Annotated in this window: 16 protein-coding genes and 1 tRNA gene; 6 read left to right on the top strand and 11 right to left on the bottom strand. The window is 32.8% G+C overall.

What is annotated here, in order from left to right; translation table 11 throughout:
• Positions 1–65 precede the first annotated feature (65 nt).
• Entirely contained in the window at positions 66–617 is a 552-nt protein-coding gene (gene ruvC, locus DUZ96_RS11920) for a crossover junction endodeoxyribonuclease RuvC (RefSeq protein ID WP_114302354.1), read from the bottom strand.
• Positions 618–621: 4 nt separating this feature from the next.
• On the bottom strand, positions 622–1,260 hold the full coding sequence (locus tag DUZ96_RS11915) for a cell envelope biogenesis protein OmpA (protein WP_114302160.1): 639 nt from the start codon (positions 1,258–1,260) through the stop codon (positions 622–624).
• Positions 1,261–1,329: 69 nt separating this feature from the next.
• Here DUZ96_RS11915 and DUZ96_RS11910 point away from each other — a divergent pair, with 69 nt between their 5' ends.
• From DUZ96_RS11910 to DUZ96_RS11895, 4 genes are read left to right on the top strand one after another with little or no spacing between them, the layout of a single operon-like run.
• Positions 1,330–2,253: a flippase-like domain-containing protein gene (locus DUZ96_RS11910; RefSeq protein WP_258774383.1), complete on the top strand. Its 924-nt coding sequence runs from the start codon at positions 1,330–1,332 to the stop codon at positions 2,251–2,253.
• Between the two features lie 50 nt (positions 2,254–2,303).
• The gene (locus DUZ96_RS11905; protein ID WP_258774382.1) at positions 2,304–3,392 is read left to right on the top strand and encodes a glycosyltransferase; all 1,089 of its coding nucleotides are present in this window, start codon (positions 2,304–2,306) and stop codon (positions 3,390–3,392) included.
• Between the two features lie 47 nt (positions 3,393–3,439).
• Positions 3,440–4,303 (top strand): hypothetical protein, encoded by an 864-nt coding sequence (locus tag DUZ96_RS11900; protein ID WP_114302157.1) that lies wholly within the window; start codon positions 3,440–3,442, stop codon positions 4,301–4,303.
• Positions 4,303–5,040 carry a Bax inhibitor-1/YccA family protein gene (locus DUZ96_RS11895; protein ID WP_114302156.1) on the top strand — a complete coding sequence of 246 codons (738 nt, stop codon included), beginning with the start codon at positions 4,303–4,305 and terminating at the stop codon, positions 5,038–5,040. Before DUZ96_RS11900 ends, DUZ96_RS11895 begins: the two co-directional genes overlap by 1 nt.
• Here DUZ96_RS11895 and DUZ96_RS11890 read toward each other — a convergent pair.
• On the bottom strand, positions 5,037–5,513 hold the full coding sequence (locus DUZ96_RS11890; protein WP_114302353.1) for a hypothetical protein: 477 nt from the start codon (positions 5,511–5,513) through the stop codon (positions 5,037–5,039). The genes DUZ96_RS11895 and DUZ96_RS11890 overlap by 4 nt on opposite strands.
• A gap of 119 nt (positions 5,514–5,632) precedes the next feature.
• Here DUZ96_RS11890 and DUZ96_RS11885 point away from each other — a divergent pair, with 119 nt between their 5' ends.
• The gene (locus tag DUZ96_RS11885) at positions 5,633–6,130 is read left to right on the top strand and encodes a DUF456 domain-containing protein (protein ID WP_114302155.1); all 498 of its coding nucleotides are present in this window, start codon (positions 5,633–5,635) and stop codon (positions 6,128–6,130) included.
• Between the two features lie 248 nt (positions 6,131–6,378).
• Here the strand turns inward: DUZ96_RS11885 and DUZ96_RS11880 are convergent, their stop codons facing one another.
• The 8 genes from DUZ96_RS11880 to DUZ96_RS11840 all read right to left on the bottom strand — a co-directional run bounded on the left by DUZ96_RS11880 (position 6,379) and on the right by DUZ96_RS11840 (position 16,996).
• Positions 6,379–7,047: a response regulator gene (locus DUZ96_RS11880; protein WP_114302154.1), complete on the bottom strand. Its 669-nt coding sequence runs from the start codon at positions 7,045–7,047 to the stop codon at positions 6,379–6,381.
• Positions 7,044–9,074, bottom strand: coding sequence for a tetratricopeptide repeat protein (locus DUZ96_RS11875; RefSeq protein WP_114302153.1), 2,031 nt, complete (start codon positions 9,072–9,074; stop codon positions 7,044–7,046). The genes DUZ96_RS11880 and DUZ96_RS11875 overlap by 4 nt, the downstream gene beginning before the upstream one ends.
• A 132-nt stretch (positions 9,075–9,206) precedes the next feature.
• On the bottom strand, positions 9,207–9,377 hold the full coding sequence (locus DUZ96_RS12955; protein ID WP_181855277.1) for a hypothetical protein: 171 nt from the start codon (positions 9,375–9,377) through the stop codon (positions 9,207–9,209).
• Positions 9,378–9,853: 476 nt separating this feature from the next.
• A tRNA-Asp gene (locus DUZ96_RS11865) sits at positions 9,854–9,927 on the bottom strand.
• Between the two features lie 76 nt (positions 9,928–10,003).
• Positions 10,004–10,933 carry a DUF58 domain-containing protein gene (locus tag DUZ96_RS11860; protein WP_114302151.1) on the bottom strand — a complete coding sequence of 310 codons (930 nt, stop codon included), beginning with the start codon at positions 10,931–10,933 and terminating at the stop codon, positions 10,004–10,006.
• 67 nt (positions 10,934–11,000) lie between these two features.
• Complete coding sequence (gene trxA / locus DUZ96_RS11855; RefSeq protein WP_114302150.1) at positions 11,001–11,318, bottom strand: thioredoxin; 318 nt, start codon at positions 11,316–11,318, stop codon at positions 11,001–11,003.
• Between the two features lie 116 nt (positions 11,319–11,434).
• Positions 11,435–15,820, bottom strand: coding sequence for a DNA polymerase III subunit alpha (dnaE, locus tag DUZ96_RS11850; protein WP_114302149.1), 4,386 nt, complete (start codon positions 15,818–15,820; stop codon positions 11,435–11,437).
• 579 nt (positions 15,821–16,399) lie between these two features.
• Complete coding sequence (locus DUZ96_RS11840) at positions 16,400–16,996, bottom strand: DUF6252 family protein (protein WP_147267083.1); 597 nt, start codon at positions 16,994–16,996, stop codon at positions 16,400–16,402.
• 169 nt (positions 16,997–17,165) lie between these two features.
• On the opposite strand from DUZ96_RS11840, the gene DUZ96_RS11835 reads away from it, so the two are divergent.
• Positions 17,166–17,681, top strand: a complete 516-nt coding sequence (locus DUZ96_RS11835; RefSeq protein ID WP_114302147.1) for a 30S ribosomal protein S16 — start codon at positions 17,166–17,168, stop codon at positions 17,679–17,681.
• Positions 17,682–17,699 lie beyond the last annotated feature (18 nt).

The following is a 17,699-nucleotide window of genomic DNA, read 5'->3' as shown; positions in this document are numbered from 1 at the left end:
AAAATATATAAACCCAATTCTAAGAATGAAAATTATTTTAGGTATTATTTGTAGTTCCAAAGAAATTATTTTATTCTATCACCATTTTGCTTTACAAAAGCAGACCATCCTGAATAGCTCTTACCAACACTAACTCTTCCTTGATTATAGAAATGACACACCGCAGCTGCCAACCCATCTGTTGAATCTAAGTTTTTTGGCAATTCCTTTAATTTCAATAAACTCTGTAGCATTTTAGCAACCTGTTCTTTACTCGCATTTCCATTGCCAGTGATTGCCATTTTAATTTTTTTTGGTGAATATTCAGTAATCGGAACTTCGCGTGATAAACCTGCTGCCATTGCAACACCTTGAGCCCTGCCTAGTTTTAGCATACTCTGTACATTTTTCCCAAAGAAAGGAGCTTCAATAGCAATCTCATCTGGATGATAGGTGTCAATTAATTCTACAGTACGCTCAAAAATCAATTTTAGTTTAAGGTAGTGGTCATCATATTTTTTTAGTTGAAGCTCATTGAGTTGCATAAATTGCATGGATTTACCAACCACCTTTATTAGACCAAATCCCATAATAGTGGTTCCTGGATCAATCCCTAATATTATTTTTTCTTTACCCATAGTTTCAATCGCAATATTGGCATCCACTTAATGACACGGACAGGCCAATAGATATATTCAAAATATCTCCATTAAATGCTCCTAGTCCGTCTAGTGCAGGATTGTAATCATCTAAAGACGTTAATCCATAGATATAGCTAATATCGGTATAAATTGATAATCGTTCCTTTATAGCATAATGAATTTCTAAACCTCCTAAAAGATTCAAATAAGTCTGTTTGTTATCGCCAAGAGTACCTAGTGGTTTTACAAAAGACAAACCTGGTCCGGCGTGTAAAATTGTTCGCATTAGTTGTGGCAAGAACCCTATCATATCTGAAGGATCAAACACAAATTGAGCATTAATCCTTGAATAATTTACTTTAAAATCTGGTACGTTATCATCGTTTTTAAAACGGTTAAAACCGAAATCTAGCCTCAATCCGTATTGATTTTTAAACATGTGTTGTATCCCTAAATTAACGGTAGGGAAATTTAAAAATTGGGCCTTTACTCCTTCTACAAATCCGTCTTCATTTGTACTATTAAATCCCAATGCAATAAGTGCTTTCCATTTACTCGTTTCCTTTAATTGCGCACTAGAGTTTAACACAACGACGATGAAACTAAAAAGCAGTAGGTATTTTTTTAAGTTATGGCGCATCTTTAAGTTTTTAGTTTACTTTGTAACATGGTTTACAACGTGCCTTACAAAACTAAGCAATTCTTATTTGTGCTTATTAAATTAAGTATTGTGGTAAGTGCTGGTTATTTTATCTACAGTAAACTCCTTTTAAATGAAAACCTCCTTTTTAGCACATATATTGCGTTTTTAATTGAAAATGATCCATTTTCGCTAAAAAATGTACTTTTTTTAGTCTTTTTAACCCTTTTTAATTGGTTTTTTGAAATTTTGAAATGGCAGAAACTAGTTCAGATTGTACAAAAAATTTCATTTAAAGATTCTCTAGAACAAAGTCTAGGTGGTTTAACTGCTTCATTAGTTACACCAAATAGAATTGGAGATTACGGTGCAAAAGTAATGTACTATACCAATAGGTTTAAGGGAAAAATTGTACTCTTAAACCTAGTTGGTAACATATCCCAAATGACTATTACAACGGTATTTGGGGTAATTGGATTAACCATATTTGTAAACTTTTACCAAGTAGACATAAATTATTATAGGGTAACAAGGTTTGTGTTTATCCTCTTAATAATAGCCATATTATCATTCTTTGGAGTAAAACACAGACGATTTAAAGTAAAGGGGCATTCTTATGTGGATCTTATAGATTTCATTAAAAGTATAACAATAAATGTTAAAGCAAAGACCTTGGTCTTTTCATTGATTAGATACCTTATATTTTCATTTCAATTTTATTTTTTCCTCAGTGTCTTTGGTGTTGCTATTGATTACCTAGATGCCATGGTGGTAATAACTAGTATGTATTTTTTGGCTTCAATTATTCCTTCTATCTCAATTTTTGATGTTGTTATAAAAGGTAGTGTAGCTGTTTTTCTGTTTAGTTTTTTAAAAATAAATGAACTAACAATTCTTACTATAATAACCTCCATGTGGTTACTGAATTTTGTGATACCTAGTGTTTTTGGTGGTTATTATATTTTAAATTTTAGACTTCCAAACGCAGAGTAATGACCATTTCAACTATTCTTATAATATGCACCATTTTTTACCTCCTCTTAATGGGTTTATTTGTTATTGGATTTGACAAGGTTGAAAGTTTTTCGCTCAGTGATTTACCTTCAAGAACTAAGTTTACTGTTGTTATTCCATTTAGGAATGAAGCTGAGAATTTGGAAGCTCTACTACTTTCAGTCTCAAATTTGAATTATCCAAAAACACATTATGAAATCATATTGGTAAATGATGATTCAACGGATACTTCAATTGATGCTATAGAATCATTCTTAAAAAAGCAAAAATCACCATTAAAAAATATTAGAATTATTGATAATTACAGACAATCCAATTCACCAAAAAAGGATGCTATTACTTTAGCGATAAATAATGCCAATTATGATTGGATTATTACCACAGATGCAGATTGTTTATTACCCTCCTATTGGCTAGATGCTTTTGATGAAAAAATTCAAACCAGTGATACTGTTGCAATTGTTGGTCCTGTAAACTTAATAACAACCTCATCGTTTCTCAATAGGTTTCAAACCTTAGAAATTCTCGCACTTCAAGGTGTAACACTAGGTAGCTTTGGTATTAGGTTTCCTTTTATGTGCAATGGTGCAAATTTTTGTTATAAAAAATCTGTTTTTAAAGACTGTAACGGTTTTGAGGGTAATAACAACATTGCGAGTGGAGATGATTTATTTCTTCTTGAAAAAATCCATAAACAATATAAAGCCAGAGTTCATTACCTAAAATCAGAAAAAGCAATTGTGCATACAAAAGGAGAAAGCAACCTAAATTCGCTTATTCAACAACGATTGAGATGGGCTTCTAAAACAAATAATTATTCAAATTGGTATTCCAAAATAACAGGCTTAATTGTTCTTCTTGGCAATTTGATTTTCAACATAATATTGGTTCTGCTTCTTTTAAATGCAATTAATATTAGGATTGCTACAGCTTTATTAGTAATAAAAATTAGTGTTGACTTTTTGTTACTCTTCAAATCCGCTCGGTTTTTTAAGCAAGAACATCAACTATCTGCTTTTATATTTTCAAGTTTACTTTATCCAATCTTTAATATTTATGTGGCCACACTTAGTTTTTTTAAACCTTACAAATGGAAAGGGAGAATATTTAAGAAATAACATATTGAATATTTTTGGTAGCTTTACTAAAACCAAATCATTCTAAAATGAGAAAAATACTGTTTCTACTGATCTTTCTTTTAGCCGTTCAATACAATTACAGTCAAAACACCTATACTATAAATGACCAACAATTAGAGCTTAAAACCGAAATAGATGGCAAATTAGACCTGCTTTGGAATACATTTAATGGCCAATACAGATACTTTGTAAGAACTGAAGATGGGCAAATACAAGAGCTTAAAAACACTAAAGGAACGGACAATAAATTCCAAGAAGAATACAAATCGCTTTTAAGCAAATTAACAAACGGACAATCAACTGAAAAACTTAAACTTACAATTTTTGATTTGAAAAAATTTCTAGACAATTACAATGCTTCTGCAGATAGTAGTTATACTTCTGTTCAAAAGGAAAGTAAAGTTAAAATTAGACTTGGTTTTTCAGGAGGAATTACTAACAATCCTTTTGTAGGAAATCCGGAAAATAAAATAGCGCCCTTGATAGGAACTGAGCTAGAAGTATTTGAAGAAAATAGTTTAATTAGACACTCAGGGTTTTTGCAAGTACGGTATGCATTTGAAAGCGATGAACTTCAATACAGTACTACAGAATTTTCTCTAGGTTATAGATATAGGTTTTTAAACAAATCTACTTTTTCCATTTATGGACAGGTAAAGTTTGCAACACTCAACTTTACTACTGCTACGGTTATCGGAAGTAATAATTCTGAATTAAATATAAATGTAACAGCTTTTGATATACCTCTAATATTTGGAATTGGATCTGATATCAAGGTAGGAGAAAACAGTTTTATAACCATTATTTATGGTGAGCTATTTGCTGCTTTTTTAGATAATCAAGGAAATTTTTCAACTGACATCTCAGTTGGTTATAAATTTAATCTTTAATGAATCTTCGGAATTTTAAGACGTCCAATCCTGTTTTTAACGGATACTTTTGGAAAGAAGATATATCGTCATCTAAAACAATGTCTGTTGCTGGTATTTTCATTAAATCCATGATTGGGATTATTATAATTGCTACAATTACGGCATACTTATGGAAGCTTAGCGAGGAAGGTATGAGAATGCGTTGGTTTACCTTAGGTGGTATGTTAGGCTCTGTTGTAATATGCATTGTTATTTCAGTTAGAAAGCATTGGGCTCATTTTTTAGTACCACTTTATGTTGTTGCTAAGGGTTTCTTTTTAGGAGGATTTTCGTCATATGCACATAAAAATTTTCCTGAATTACCTTATCAAGCCATCGGTGTTACTATTGTTACTTTTTTTGTAATGCTCATTCTCTATCAATTGCAGATAATTGTTGTGTCCAAAAAACTGAGAAGTGTAATTATAGCAGCAACTATAAGTATTATGGTCGTTTATTTGGTTTCATTCATTTTGAACTATTTTGGAATAAAGACATATATCTGGGGGACATCTTGGTTTGCCATAGCCTTTAATGTGGTCACTGCAATTGTTGCAACCTTTGCGCTACTTTTAGACTTTGATTATATAGAACGCTATAAAGGCAGAGCGCCAAAGTACAAAGAATGGTTGGCTACTTGGGGACTTTTTGCAACATTGATTTGGCTTTATATTGAAGTATTAAGACTAATGCAAAAATTAGCCATTAGGTTCTAATCTATCCTCACAACTATTGGAAATTCAAAGGAAGTTGTAACCTGTTGCCCTCGTTTGATTGCAGGATAAATTTTAGGAATGGTCTTTAAACTGTTGATTAAAAGACTATCAATATTTGGGATTTCGGTTTTAGTCTCTGGTTTATAAGTCATGGACTCCACATTTAGCTCACCATTTTTATCTATTACAATTTGAAGTTTTATCGTATCATTAACGTCATTAGTTACTATTAGGTTTTGATTACTTAGGTAACTATTTACATTACTGAGTAAAGTATTTTGGAAGCAGGTTTTACTCTCTTCCTTAGAAGTTAATGAATCACAACTACTAAAAGTTGGATATGTATCTACTTCATTCCAATAAAAAGTCTGCAACTCCTCATTCAATAAATCTTCAGAATACACCTTCTTTTTTTCAAAGTAATCACAGGATGTAGCAAACAATAAAATAAAAAGAAACATTAGTGATCTCATCGGTTCAGTTAAGATACCGAAAAGTACAATTTTTTGATAAAACAACTATATCAAAAAAAATGATATAATGTAACATTACTAAAGCCAATGCGTCATACCATTAAATTGAAATTATATTAATGGAATTATTTTTAGTCTTTATAGCACTAATGCTTATGCTACTTGGTATTATCGGTAGTTTTTTGCCAATATTACCTGGTCCGTTAACTAGTTGGGTTGGATTGTTGGTTTTACATTTTACCGATGGCATAGAATTGAGTCATACCTTTTTAATAACAACCCTTGCTATAGCCGTATTTATTTATATCCTAGATTATATGATACCTGCAATTGGTACAAAACGATTTGGGGGAAGTAGGTCTGGAATGATTGGAACAACGCTAGGTTTAATCGTTGGTTTACTTTCGCCAATTCCTTTTGGTATAATCATCGGACCATTTATTGGCGCCCTTATTGGTGAAATGATTCATAGGAATGATATAGAAAAGGCGCTTAAAGCAGCGTTTGGTTCCTTTATTGGATTTATCGCTTCTTCATTTTTAAAATTTATTGTAGCGTTAATATTTCTTGGTTTTTTTATCATCAAACTATCTAATCATAAGGGTGCGTGGTTCTAAGTAAACAGAGATACAAATAAAAAACCTGACAGCGAATACTATCAGGTTTATTTTCTTGCTATTAACTCAACAATGACTTAAGAGGGATTAATTAATCTTGTTGACTGGTGTAAATATATGTTAGATGATTATCTTTTTGTTGTGGTAAATCCACAAACTTGATGTGGTAAATCCGTAGTTTTCAGCATCTATAGTACTTACGGCTGTTAAACTAGATTGAGAAATCAGCTGTTTTTTAACTATTTACACTATAAATAACCTTTTTCTCGCGCTTCTTGGAGCAAAGTTTCGTCTTTGCCATCACTAGCAGAAAACAAAAGTTTAAGCTGTTTTTTGCGTTTTTCTATTGCACTTGTTGAAAGTGGGATATATTCACTAAGGCTTTTAGTTTTTACTCCTTGTGACAACAGATGCAATATCTTTCTATTGATATCATCTACATATATTTCACTAGAAATAGTCTTTTTAATATAATTACTTACCGTACTACTATAATAAGGCGGGAATCTTAATATTTGCTGAAAGGCATCAGCAAGTTCCATAGAGGTTAAATCACTTTTTATTAAAAATCCGTCAGGATTAATTTCTTTAATAATATTATGAATTCTAAAAGATTCATTAAACATAGTAAGGATGATTATTTTTGCTTCTGGTATAACTCTTTGTGCTAACAACGCTAAATCTTCTCCAGAGGCATATTTACCATCTTCGGAGGCAGGTAAACTAATATCAAAAAAGCAAACATCATATGGTGTGCCTTTTGATGCTCTATTAATCATCAGTTGAGCAGTATCACAATTGTTTGCCGTATCAATTAAAAGAGTTTGATCTTCCTCCTTAGTAGTCATTAAAACATTTTGATAACCTTCTATAATAATAGGATGATCATCTACCATTAAAATGTTTATATGTTTCATGTTGATTGATTTAAATAGGGAATCTTAACATTAACAACTGTACCATTTCCAACTTTAGACGAGAAATCAATTTCTCCTCCAATATTCTCAACTCTAGAAGTCATGTTTTTCAACCCTATTCCTTTGCGATTTTTTGAAGTATCAAATCCATCTCCATCGTCAATGATAGCTAAGCAAATTACATCTTTTTGGAGTGAAATACTAATTTTAATTTTCTTCGCATTGGCATGTTTGTAAACATTTTGCATAGATTCTTGTATAATCCTATATATGTTTATTTTAACTCTATTATTGACCGATTTCCAGTCTAATTCATCATCATGTTCAAATTCATATTTTAAACCATAGGCATTGGTTTGATTAGAGATTAACTCAGAAACAAGGTTTGTAAAACCAGATCCTGAAACAAAATCTGTATTTAACTCGTGTGAAATTTTTCTGATGTCTTCTTCAATGGTTTTAAGTTGAGTAATATATTCTGCTCTAGAATTCATTGCTTCTTTACCATCCTTAAAGTTTATGCTATCCAAACTTAACCTTGTTCCAAACAATCGCCCTAAAACACCATCATGTAATTCTTCTGAAATACGTTTTTTCTCTAATACCCTTGCCTGATCAACCTTATCTTGCTGTTCTCGCATAAGATTATAAATGTCCTCATTTGCTTTTGACTGAACCTGTATCAATTTTAGCTTTCTATTTTTGGCTCGTTGGGATATAACCAAATAGATTATTATGGCTGTTAAAAGTAGCCCAATGGACAATAGCAATAGATAAAGATTCTCTTTAGAGATTTGTTCGTTCTCTGCTTCCAGCTCATCTGTCTTATACTCAATTCTTGCAAATTTGTTTTGTGTTGCTCGCTCAATGCCCATTAAACTATCACTTAATCTAATGTGTTGTTCTAAATAGGAATTGCTTTCTTGACCTTTAGTTAGACGTGCAAGAATAAGCATGGACTCCAAATAAAAGTCGTTTATTGGTATTGCCTTAGCTAATTTATACGATTGTCTTGCGTACTTTAATGATGAATCGGCAATTTTATTGACTTCATAAAATCTTGCCAGATCTTGAGAAGCTACTAATTTTGTATAATCATCGCCAAGCCGTTCACTAATATTTAAAGCCTTCTTTAAATCATTTTCTACTTCATTATAGTCATATTTACCACCTAAAAACTTGGTGTATGCAAAATTACTCAACACTAATGCCTTGAAAGACATATCCTCATTCAATTGAGGGTTTTCAATGATTTCTTTAAATAATTTCAAAGCCTTAACATAATCTCCTTTTACACGATAGGTAAAGGCAATATTATTTAAAGATTCAATGGCACTCTGTCTACCATCATCTAAATTTTTGGTTAATTCGATTGCCTGATTATGGAATGCTATTGCTTCATCAAAGTTTTGAAGTTTTAATGAGACCAAGCCTAATAAATTTAGAATATTATACTTCCTAGAATCTATATTATCCAAATCTAGATTATTTAAAATACGTAATGCCTTTATAGCATTCTGTTCACTGCCTAAATAATCCTTTTCGTCATCTTGAATGGAAGCAATATTGTAAAGAGTATTAGCCTTATCATTAAGCAGATTCAAAGCATCAAAATACTTTAAAGCTTCTAGGTAATATTTATAAGATTCTGCTTTGTCTAATTTTATTTCATTGTTGAGGTAACCCAGGCCAGCATTAATATGGGCAATACCCAAGGAATCCTTAAGTTCTCTTGCCGTTTCTAAATTTATCAAGGAACTGGTTTCGTAAAGATCATATTCACCGGTTAGTAAATAGACAAACGCAAGTTTTCGTTCACTAATAAGCTTGGTAGTATCAGATCTAGTGCGTTGAGATAAATCAACAGCTCTCGTTCCATATTCAATACGAAGATCCTTAGTCAAGGTATTATCCTGAGATAAATCTCGCAATATATATATAGAATCTAAAAGTGTCTTATTTTCTTGAGCCAGCGAATAATTCGGAATCGCAAGTATGAAAAATAATAGGAGTATTATATACCTCAAAAGTAATTAATTTATTCACTCTCAAAGTTAAAATTTTTTTAGGTATAGAAAATTATAAATGTTGGTAATCTACAAAAGCACAAAAAGCCCATAATTCAATGAACTATAGGCTATTAAATATAGTAATTAAATCTACCCTTGAGTAGGTAGTTGAGTTTTCAGCTTTTTACCGCCTGCTAATAAATCAATCTTTGCAGGTTGATTCTTATCACTATTTTCTACAACCACGTCTTCAGATTGTACACCTGAAACGGTTAGCAAAGCAATAGCTACTACAGTCAAAGTAATTTTTAGAGTTTTCATAAACATCAATTTAGGATTCATTAAATAGTCAACACTAATAATTGCAACGATTATCGCAGCAATGAGGGAAGGGTATGGATAATTAACTATTGTAGGCTATGCCTAAATTGTACTAAATAAAACGAGGGAAGTTTTATGTAATAAGTTTAATGGATTGTTCCTTGGAAAGTGAAAATAGGGCTTCCAAGAGCTTCAAAGATACATGTTATTCTTAAATTTCCAAATATTTAGACGATAAAGTGAATTATTTAATCGTTTAAGAGCGTTAATTTCATTAATAAATCACCTTAAAAATCATTGAATTTTACCAGAGAAAGACTCTAAAACAAAAAAGCATCCCGATTTTCTATTAGAAAAAAGGAAAGCCTTTCATTGGTAAATATCCAATTTTATTGGATTTCTACAACGTCTCAGAATTAATCTGAGCACAACACAACATCTTAATATTGAAAAAACTTCTTTGGAGAAGCTTTTTGCGGTCTGGACGGGACTCGAACCCGCGACCCCCTGCGTGACAGGCAGATATTCTAACCAGCTGAACTACCAGACCGTTGCGTAATTGCGAGGGCAAATATACATTGCATTTTTAATTTCACAAACAAAAAAGAGAAAAATTAGGTATTTATCTAAACAAATTTTTGTCGCTCTATCATGTAGGTCGTAAGGATATTATTAAACCCTGAATTTATATCAGCCTCAACATATTTTATTCTGTATTGACCACATTTTAATTTTAGGTTATCAAAGTAGTCTGATACTGCCTTCTCATAATTAACTTTAACATTATCTGGATAGAGATTAATAAACTCTCCTGTTTCTATATCTATGAAACGCTTTGGTCCATTGTGAAAATTGAAAGTAAGTTCCTTTTCCTTATCAAAAACATGAAAAAGAACTACTTCATGCTTATTATGTTTTAAATGCCTTAGTGCCTCGAATAACTTTTCATCATCTTCTGATGTTTGAAACATGTCTGTAAAAACAAATATCAAAGATCTCCTATGAATTTTATCTGCAATTTGATGTAAATATTTGTACGTCTCCGTAGTTTGAGTCTTAGGCTTTACAACTACAGCTTCACTTAACTTTGTCAGCAACATTTGATGATGTCTTTCACTTCCCTTTTCTGGTGAATAAAAGTCATATTTATCACTAAATATACTTAATCCAACAGCGTCACGTTGTTTTTTAAGTATATTCATCAATGATGCACTGGCAAGTGCTGAAAATGCAATTTTATTAAGATTATCAATTGTCACCCCTGTCCATTCTGGATAATGCATTGAGCTGCTATTATCTACGATGAGATGGCATCTAAGATTTGTTTCCTCATCATAACGCTTAGTATATAATCGGTCTGTTTTTGCATATAATTTCCAATCAATGTGTTTAGTACTTTCTCCATGATTATAAATTTTATGTTCAGCAAATTCAGCAGAAAAACCATGAAACGGACTTTTATGCATCCCAGCAATAAAGCCTTCGACAACTTGTTTTGCAAGCAACTCTAGGTTTTTAAATCCACCGACTTTATTTAATTCTGATCTTAAATCCATATCGTACCGAAACTAAAAAAGGTTTGCCGTAAAGACAAACCTTTTTTAATTTCTTTTAGAGTATAGCTTATAATAATGCGTCTATAGCATCCGCATAAGCATTTTTGGGTGCTACACCTACCTGACGCCCTACAACTTCTCCGTTTTGAAAAACCAATACTGTTGGGATGTTTCTAACACCATATTTAGCAGCAAATTCCTGATTTGAATCTACATCTACTTTTCCAACAACAGCCTTACCTTCATATTCTTTACTTATCTCATCGATTATAGGTCCAACCATGCGACAAGGCCCACACCAAGCTGCCCAAAAATCTACCATTACTGGCTTATCACTTTTTAATACTGTTTCTTCAAACGTTGCATCTGTTATTTCTAATGCCATAATATTTATTTTAATGTTTTTTACATCCGTTTCTTATGCAATATTAGTCAAAAAAAATACCAAACCTTACATGGGCTGTATTTGTTTTGACAATGCAGCCATTGTTTGGTTTTATGCTAATTCAACTTATATTTTACATCACATTCTTCTAATTCATTCAGGAGTTCTTGTGAAATTTTCACCTTTTGCTTTCTGCTTGGCATAATCAATTTTAATTTTTCGGTGTTATCGTAAATTACGAAGTTCAAAGCATGCTTTCCGTCGTGCATATTAAACATCTCTTTCAAATCTGAAATTTTACCCTCACCTAAGTCATCTATACTTAGTTGAATTGATAACTTCTTCGCATATGTATCCATAACATCATGTAACAATTGAAAATTATTAAATTGTATTTGTGGATCATATTTCTTTCCTGTTTTTCTGTTTGTCCATCCCTCTTTTACAAATGAACGTACGTAGACAAATGAATTGATAACAAAAAAGTGTCTAAATTTTAAATAGTCCTCACCAAAAATCCTGAATTCATAACTATCTGCATAATCTTCTATTGTGAACAATGCCCAGCCTTTACCTTGTTTACTCACCCTATGCTGCACATCTGTAACCACACCTCCAAAAGTAATTTCTCGGTTTAAAATCGAATCTAAATCATTAAAAGCAGAGATATCACCATTACAAAATGTTTGCATTTCAATTTTAAAATCATCTAAGGGATGACCAGAAATATAAATACCCACTACCTCTTTCTCACGGGATAACTTTTCCATTGTTCCCCAATCCTCACTTGGTGGAACTTGTGGCTCCGCTATCTGTACATCACTCGAATCTCCAAACAAACTTACCTGAGCGGAGTTCTCATTTTCTTGGTACTTGGCTCCAAACCTTATGGCTTTCTCTAAAAAGGTAATACCATCTCCATCATGTGCAAAATACTGAGCACGATGGGTACCTTCGAAGCAATCAAATCCACCAGCATTTGCTAATCCTTCAAATGATTTCTTATTTGCAGACCTTAGATCAATGCGCTTCGCTAAATCGAAAATAGATCTAAAATTGCCGTCTTTTTTTCTATTCTCCACAATAGTTTTAACAGCACCATGACCTACACCCTTAATAGCACCCATTCCAAAGCGAACAGCATTATCCTGATTTACCGAAAACTTATAATAGCTTTCATTAACGCTTGGTCCCAAAACTGGTAACCGCATGCGCTTACATTCCTCCATAAAGAATGTCACAGACTTAATGTCATTCATATTGTTTGAGAGTACAGCTGCCATATATTCTGCAGGATAATGTGCTTTTAAATATGCTGTTTGATAGGCAATCCAAGCATAACAAGTCGAATGTGATTTATTAAAAGCATAACTAGCAAATGCCTCCCAATCTTTCCATATTTTTTCGAGCTTTTCCTTGTCCATACCTTTGGCTGCCGCCTGATCTATAAACTTTGGCTTCATTTTATCTAAAACCGCCTTTTGTTTCTTACCCATTGCTTTACGCAAAACATCAGCTTCACCTTTAGTAAAATCGGCTAGTTTTTGAGATAATAACATCACTTGCTCTTGATAGACAGTAATACCATATGTTTCCTTAAGATATTCCTCCATTTCAGGTAAATCATAAATGATTTCCTCCTTACCATGTTTCCGATTAATAAAACTAGGAATATACTCCATTGGTCCAGGACGATACAATGCATTCATAGCAATTAAATCATCAAAAACAGTTGGTTTAAGATGTTTCATGTGCTTCTGCATTCCAGGTGATTCGTATTGGAATATCCCTACAGTTTCACCTTTTTGGAAAAGTTCATATGTCTTTTCATCATCTAATGGGAAATTTTCAGGATCGAGAGTAATGCCATGCTTTGCTTTGACAATTTTTACGGTATCCTTTATTAATGTCAAGGTTTTTAAGCCTAAGAAATCCATTTTTAGAAGCCCTGCACTTTCTACTACAGAGTTATCATACTGGGTTACATATAGGTCAGAGTCTTTAGCCGTTGCAACAGGCACATAATTAGTAATATCGCCAGGAGTTATAATAACTCCACAGGCATGGATACCAGTATTTCTAACAGAACCTTCTAAAACTCTAGCCTGATTTACTGTTTCGGCTTGTAAATCTTCACCCTCTGAAATATTAAGAAGTTGATTAACCTTTAAAAGTTCCTCTTGCCTAAATTTTTGCGCTAACTCTTTTTCGCTTTTACCAAATATCTTGCCCAACTTTGACATGTTAGGTATTAACTTGGCAATATGGTCGGCCTCATTTAGTGGTAAATCTAAAACTCGAGCTGTATCCCTTATAGAAGACTTAGCAGCCATTGTTCCATAAGTAATGATTTGAGCTACTTGATTAGCACCATATTTATCGATTACATATTGCATCACCCGTCCTCGTCCTTCATCGTCAAAATCTATATCAATATCTGGCATGCTGACACGATCTGGATTTAGGAATCTCTCAAAAAGTAAGTCGTACTTTATTGGGTCAATATTTGTAATCCAGAGGCAATACGCAACAACAGATCCGGCAGCAGATCCTCGACCTGGGCCAACGGATACATCCATATTACGTGCTTCTCGAATAAAATCTTCAACTATTAAGAAATACCCAGGATATCCAGTATTTTCAATAACACTAAGTTCAAAGTCAATACGCTCTTTTATATCTAGGGTTAATTCGCCATAACGCTTTTTTGCACCTTCAAACGTTAAGTGCTTTAAATAAGCATTTTCACCTCTTTTACCTCCATCTTCTAAATCCAAAAAGTCTTTAAACTCCTCTGGAATATCGAATGCAGGAAGCAACACATCTCTTGCAAGTTGATATGGTTCAATTTTTTCTATAATCTCTTGAATATTGATTATTGCCTCCGGAATATCTCTAAACAGTGCCTTCATTTCTTCTGAAGACTTAAAATAATATTCTTGATTTGGCAATCCATAACGATAACCTCTACCTCTACCTATTGGCGTGTTTTGTTTTTCACCATCTTTTACACAAAGTAAAATATCATGGGCGTTAGCATTTTCCTGCTGAACGTAATAGGTGTTATTGGTTGCTACCAATTTTATATCATGCTTTTTAGAAAATTGCACGAGTATTTGGTTAACACGATTTTCATCTTCTTGATTGTGACGCATTAACTCAATGTATAAATCATCACCAAAAGTCTCTTTCCACCAAATGAGTGCTTCCTCAGCCTGATTTTCTCCTACATTCAACACTTTACTTGGCACCTCACCATAAAGGTTACCTGTAAGGCAGATTAAATCTGCTTTGTATTGTTCAATTAAGACTTTATCAATTCTCGGAACATAATAAAATCCATCTGTAAATGCCACAGAAGATAGTTTAGCAAGATTATGATAGCCATTTTTATTTTTAGCTAAAAGAACTATTTGATAGCCATTATCCTTTCTGGTTTTATCTTTATGATCTTCACAAACAAAAAACTCACAACCAACTATAGGCTTTATAGTTTTACCCTTTTTCTCTGTACCGTTTTCCTCTGCCGTTTTATGTTGTTGCCTGATACTTTTATTATGATTTGAGACAGCACTTACAAAATGGAATGCACCCATCATATTACCATGATCTGTCAAGGCAACTGCTGGCATTTCCTCTTTTGCAGATGCTTCAACCAAATCTTTAACACTAATCGTGGATTGCAGAATTGAAAATTGAGAATGATTATGAAGATGCACAAAATCAACATCTGCAAGTAATTGTTTTGTCTTCTGACTAGTTTCTACTGAAATTGTTTCAGATTGTTCTCTTTGTAATCTTTCATTAATCTTGGCACTTTCACGCTTTAAATTAATGTGTTTCAGACCAATTAATTGAATTGACTCTGGATTAACTTTAGAAAACGCTTCAAAATAATCTGGCTGAACATCTAGTTCTTCTTTTGTGTATTCTCTTCTTCGAATTAATTCGAGAAAACACCTTGTCGTAGCTTCTACATCAGCAGTAGCATTATGTGCCTCAGCAAAGGGTTGATGAAATAAATACTGGTGTAATTCAGTTAAAGTAGGTAACTTAAATTTTCCTCCTCTACCTCCTGGTATTTTACAAAGTAATGCTGTGTGTTCTGTACATGTATCTAAAACTGGTAACTCTTGAAGTGGATTAGCTACATTTTCCCTAAAAAACTCTGCTCCCATTATATTTAGATCGAATTTCACATTCTGACCTACAACAAACTTTGCACGATTTAACGCATCATTAAATTTATCCAATACTTCAATTAAAGAAACTCCCTGTTCTTGAGCTAACTCCGTAGATATACCATGAATCTTTTCTGCATCAAATGGAATATTAAATCCATTTGGTTGAATTAAATAATCCTGGTGCTCTATGCAATTCCCCATTGAGTCATGCAACTGCCACGCAATCTGGATAGCCCTAGGCCAATTATCCGTATCTGTTATGGGTGCATCCCAACGCTTTGGTAAACCTGTAGTTTCGGTGTCAAAAATTAAATACATAGAGCTCTCTTGACTTAAAAAATCAGAACTTTAAAATTAACAAATTATGGTACTCTAATAAAATGAAGTTATAAACAGTTGTAAACAAAAAACGCCACCTCTTCGATAGCGTTTTGAATAATATTTAATAATTTATTTATGTATCTATCTATATAATCTGAAATACCATCTCCGTCTGTATCCACAGCATCCAATGGGTTACCATATTGATTAGGATCAGCATTTTCATTTATAGTTAAAATACCATCGCCATCATCATCATTATCTAAATAGTCAACATTTCCATCTCCATCGTTATCATTACAATTAAGAGCATTAAAGATTAACTGGGTACTACTATCTCTAGACCCATAAGTATTTATTTCCTACAGAAGGTAAAATCTATATTGCTCGCAAAGGGCTACATAAGTTCCTCTTGTTGCGCCACTAAATTGTGATTCAGCCTCGAGTCTATTGGCGATAGTTTATTCACATGAAATTTGACAACCTCCTAAAGAATCTATAATTACCTGAATAGCACCATCTACATCACCACAATAATTTCGTTACGTATTCAATGCAACAGCATAGTTGTTAAATTCATTTGCTAATGTAGATTGGATTAATAAAATATAATTCTGGTGTAAAAGTCGCTTCATATGCTATTCTAGCTTGAACATCAGCTTGAACATCATCACAAGTTATCAGATCTGCTGGGAATGCACCAAACTCTAGTGGTACTTTGTAAAAAATTCCATTTGTATATCCAATTGAATTCAAACCGGATTCATCAAAAGCTAAAAATCTATATGTACCTGTAAAAGTTGCATTAACCAAGTCTATTTCATCTATTATAATCTCGCCAAGTTCAGGATAAACTGATACACTTTCATCTGGCCTATTATTTGTAGAAAACCTAGTATTAAAAGCGTCTCTGTAAACAGCTTCAATAGTGTTAACATCACCAACAATGTAAGTTCCTTCAGTTGCAGATGGTACTTTTAACTCTACTGTCTCGATATTGTTAGTTCCTACAATAGTTAAAAAACCATTTGTTTCAATACTAGCATAAAAATCTTTGGCTCTCCAAAGTTTATTTTCTCTATCACCTTGAAAAGCAGGAGTATTAAATTGTATTTCATCACCACAACCAAAAGCTAATAGACATAACAGAGATAAGAGAAGTGTTTTTTTCATTCTGAATTTCAAAATTTTCATCGATTCAAAAATAACGAATCAAGCCAGTCAAAAGTATAATATTTTTTAAAACTGACTAATATTCATTAAATCCTTGAAAATTAAAAAAATATATTATCTTTGCGCCCTCATTAATAACAGAGGTCGAGAACCTCACTAATTAATAATTATGCCTGTAAAAATCAGATTGCAAAGACACGGTAAAAAAGGAAAACCTTATTACTGGATTGTAGCGGCAGATGCTCGCGCAAAGAGAGATGGTAAATACCTGGAAAAATTAGGTGCTTACAATCCAAACACTAACCCAGCAACTATTGACTTGAATTTAGATAAGTCTGTAGAATGGTTACAGAATGGTGCGCAACCAACTGACACCGCTAGAGCTATTTTATCTTATAAAGGTGCTCTACTGAAAAATCACTTGGCTGGTGGTGTAAAAAAAGGTGCTTTAACGGAAGAACAAGCAGAGAAAAAATTCAATGCATGGTTAGAAGAAAAAGCAACGAAAGTTCAAGCTAAAGCAGATGGTTTATCTAAAGCAGACGCAGAGGCTAAAGCATTAGCTTTAGAAGCTGAGAAAGCTGTCAACGAAGCCAGAATTGCTGCTGCGGCACCAGTTGAAGAAGCAGAAGAGGCTGAAGTCGCTACTTCTGAAGAAACAACAGCTTCAAACGAAGAAGAATAAAAATTAAATTTTTATACT

Source organism: Winogradskyella sp. KYW1333, assembly GCF_003335675.1.
Taxonomy (GTDB): Bacteria; Bacteroidota; Bacteroidia; order Flavobacteriales; family Flavobacteriaceae; genus Winogradskyella.
Note: the sequence above shows the minus strand (reverse complement) of the source record. Positions and strands in the feature narration are given on the sequence as shown.

Coding starts and splice junctions, on each gene's coding strand:
- ruvC (WP_114302354.1), bottom strand. CDS start 617: ATGGGTAAAGAAAAAATAATATTAGGGATTGATCCAGGAACCACTATT.
- DUZ96_RS11915 (WP_114302160.1), bottom strand. CDS start 1,260: ATGCGCCATAACTTAAAAAAATACCTACTGCTTTTTAGTTTCATCGTC.
- DUZ96_RS11905 (WP_258774382.1), top strand. CDS start 2,304: ATGGGTTTATTTGTTATTGGATTTGACAAGGTTGAAAGTTTTTCGCTC.
- DUZ96_RS11900 (WP_114302157.1), top strand. CDS start 3,440: ATGAGAAAAATACTGTTTCTACTGATCTTTCTTTTAGCCGTTCAATAC.
- DUZ96_RS11895 (WP_114302156.1), top strand. CDS start 4,303: ATGAATCTTCGGAATTTTAAGACGTCCAATCCTGTTTTTAACGGATAC.
- DUZ96_RS11890 (WP_114302353.1), bottom strand. CDS start 5,513: ATGAGATCACTAATGTTTCTTTTTATTTTATTGTTTGCTACATCCTGT.
- DUZ96_RS11885 (WP_114302155.1), top strand. CDS start 5,633: ATGGAATTATTTTTAGTCTTTATAGCACTAATGCTTATGCTACTTGGT.
- DUZ96_RS11880 (WP_114302154.1), bottom strand. CDS start 7,047: ATGAAACATATAAACATTTTAATGGTAGATGATCATCCTATTATTATA.
- DUZ96_RS12955 (WP_181855277.1), bottom strand. CDS start 9,377: ATGAAAACTCTAAAAATTACTTTGACTGTAGTAGCTATTGCTTTGCTA.
- DUZ96_RS11860 (WP_114302151.1), bottom strand. CDS start 10,933: ATGGATTTAAGATCAGAATTAAATAAAGTCGGTGGATTTAAAAACCTA.
- trxA (WP_114302150.1), bottom strand. CDS start 11,318: ATGGCATTAGAAATAACAGATGCAACGTTTGAAGAAACAGTATTAAAA.
- dnaE (WP_114302149.1), bottom strand. CDS start 15,820: ATGTATTTAATTTTTGACACCGAAACTACAGGTTTACCAAAGCGTTGG.
- DUZ96_RS11840 (WP_147267083.1), bottom strand. CDS start 16,996: ATGAAAAAAACACTTCTCTTATCTCTGTTATGTCTATTAGCTTTTGGT.
- DUZ96_RS11835 (WP_114302147.1), top strand. CDS start 17,166: ATGCCTGTAAAAATCAGATTGCAAAGACACGGTAAAAAAGGAAAACCT.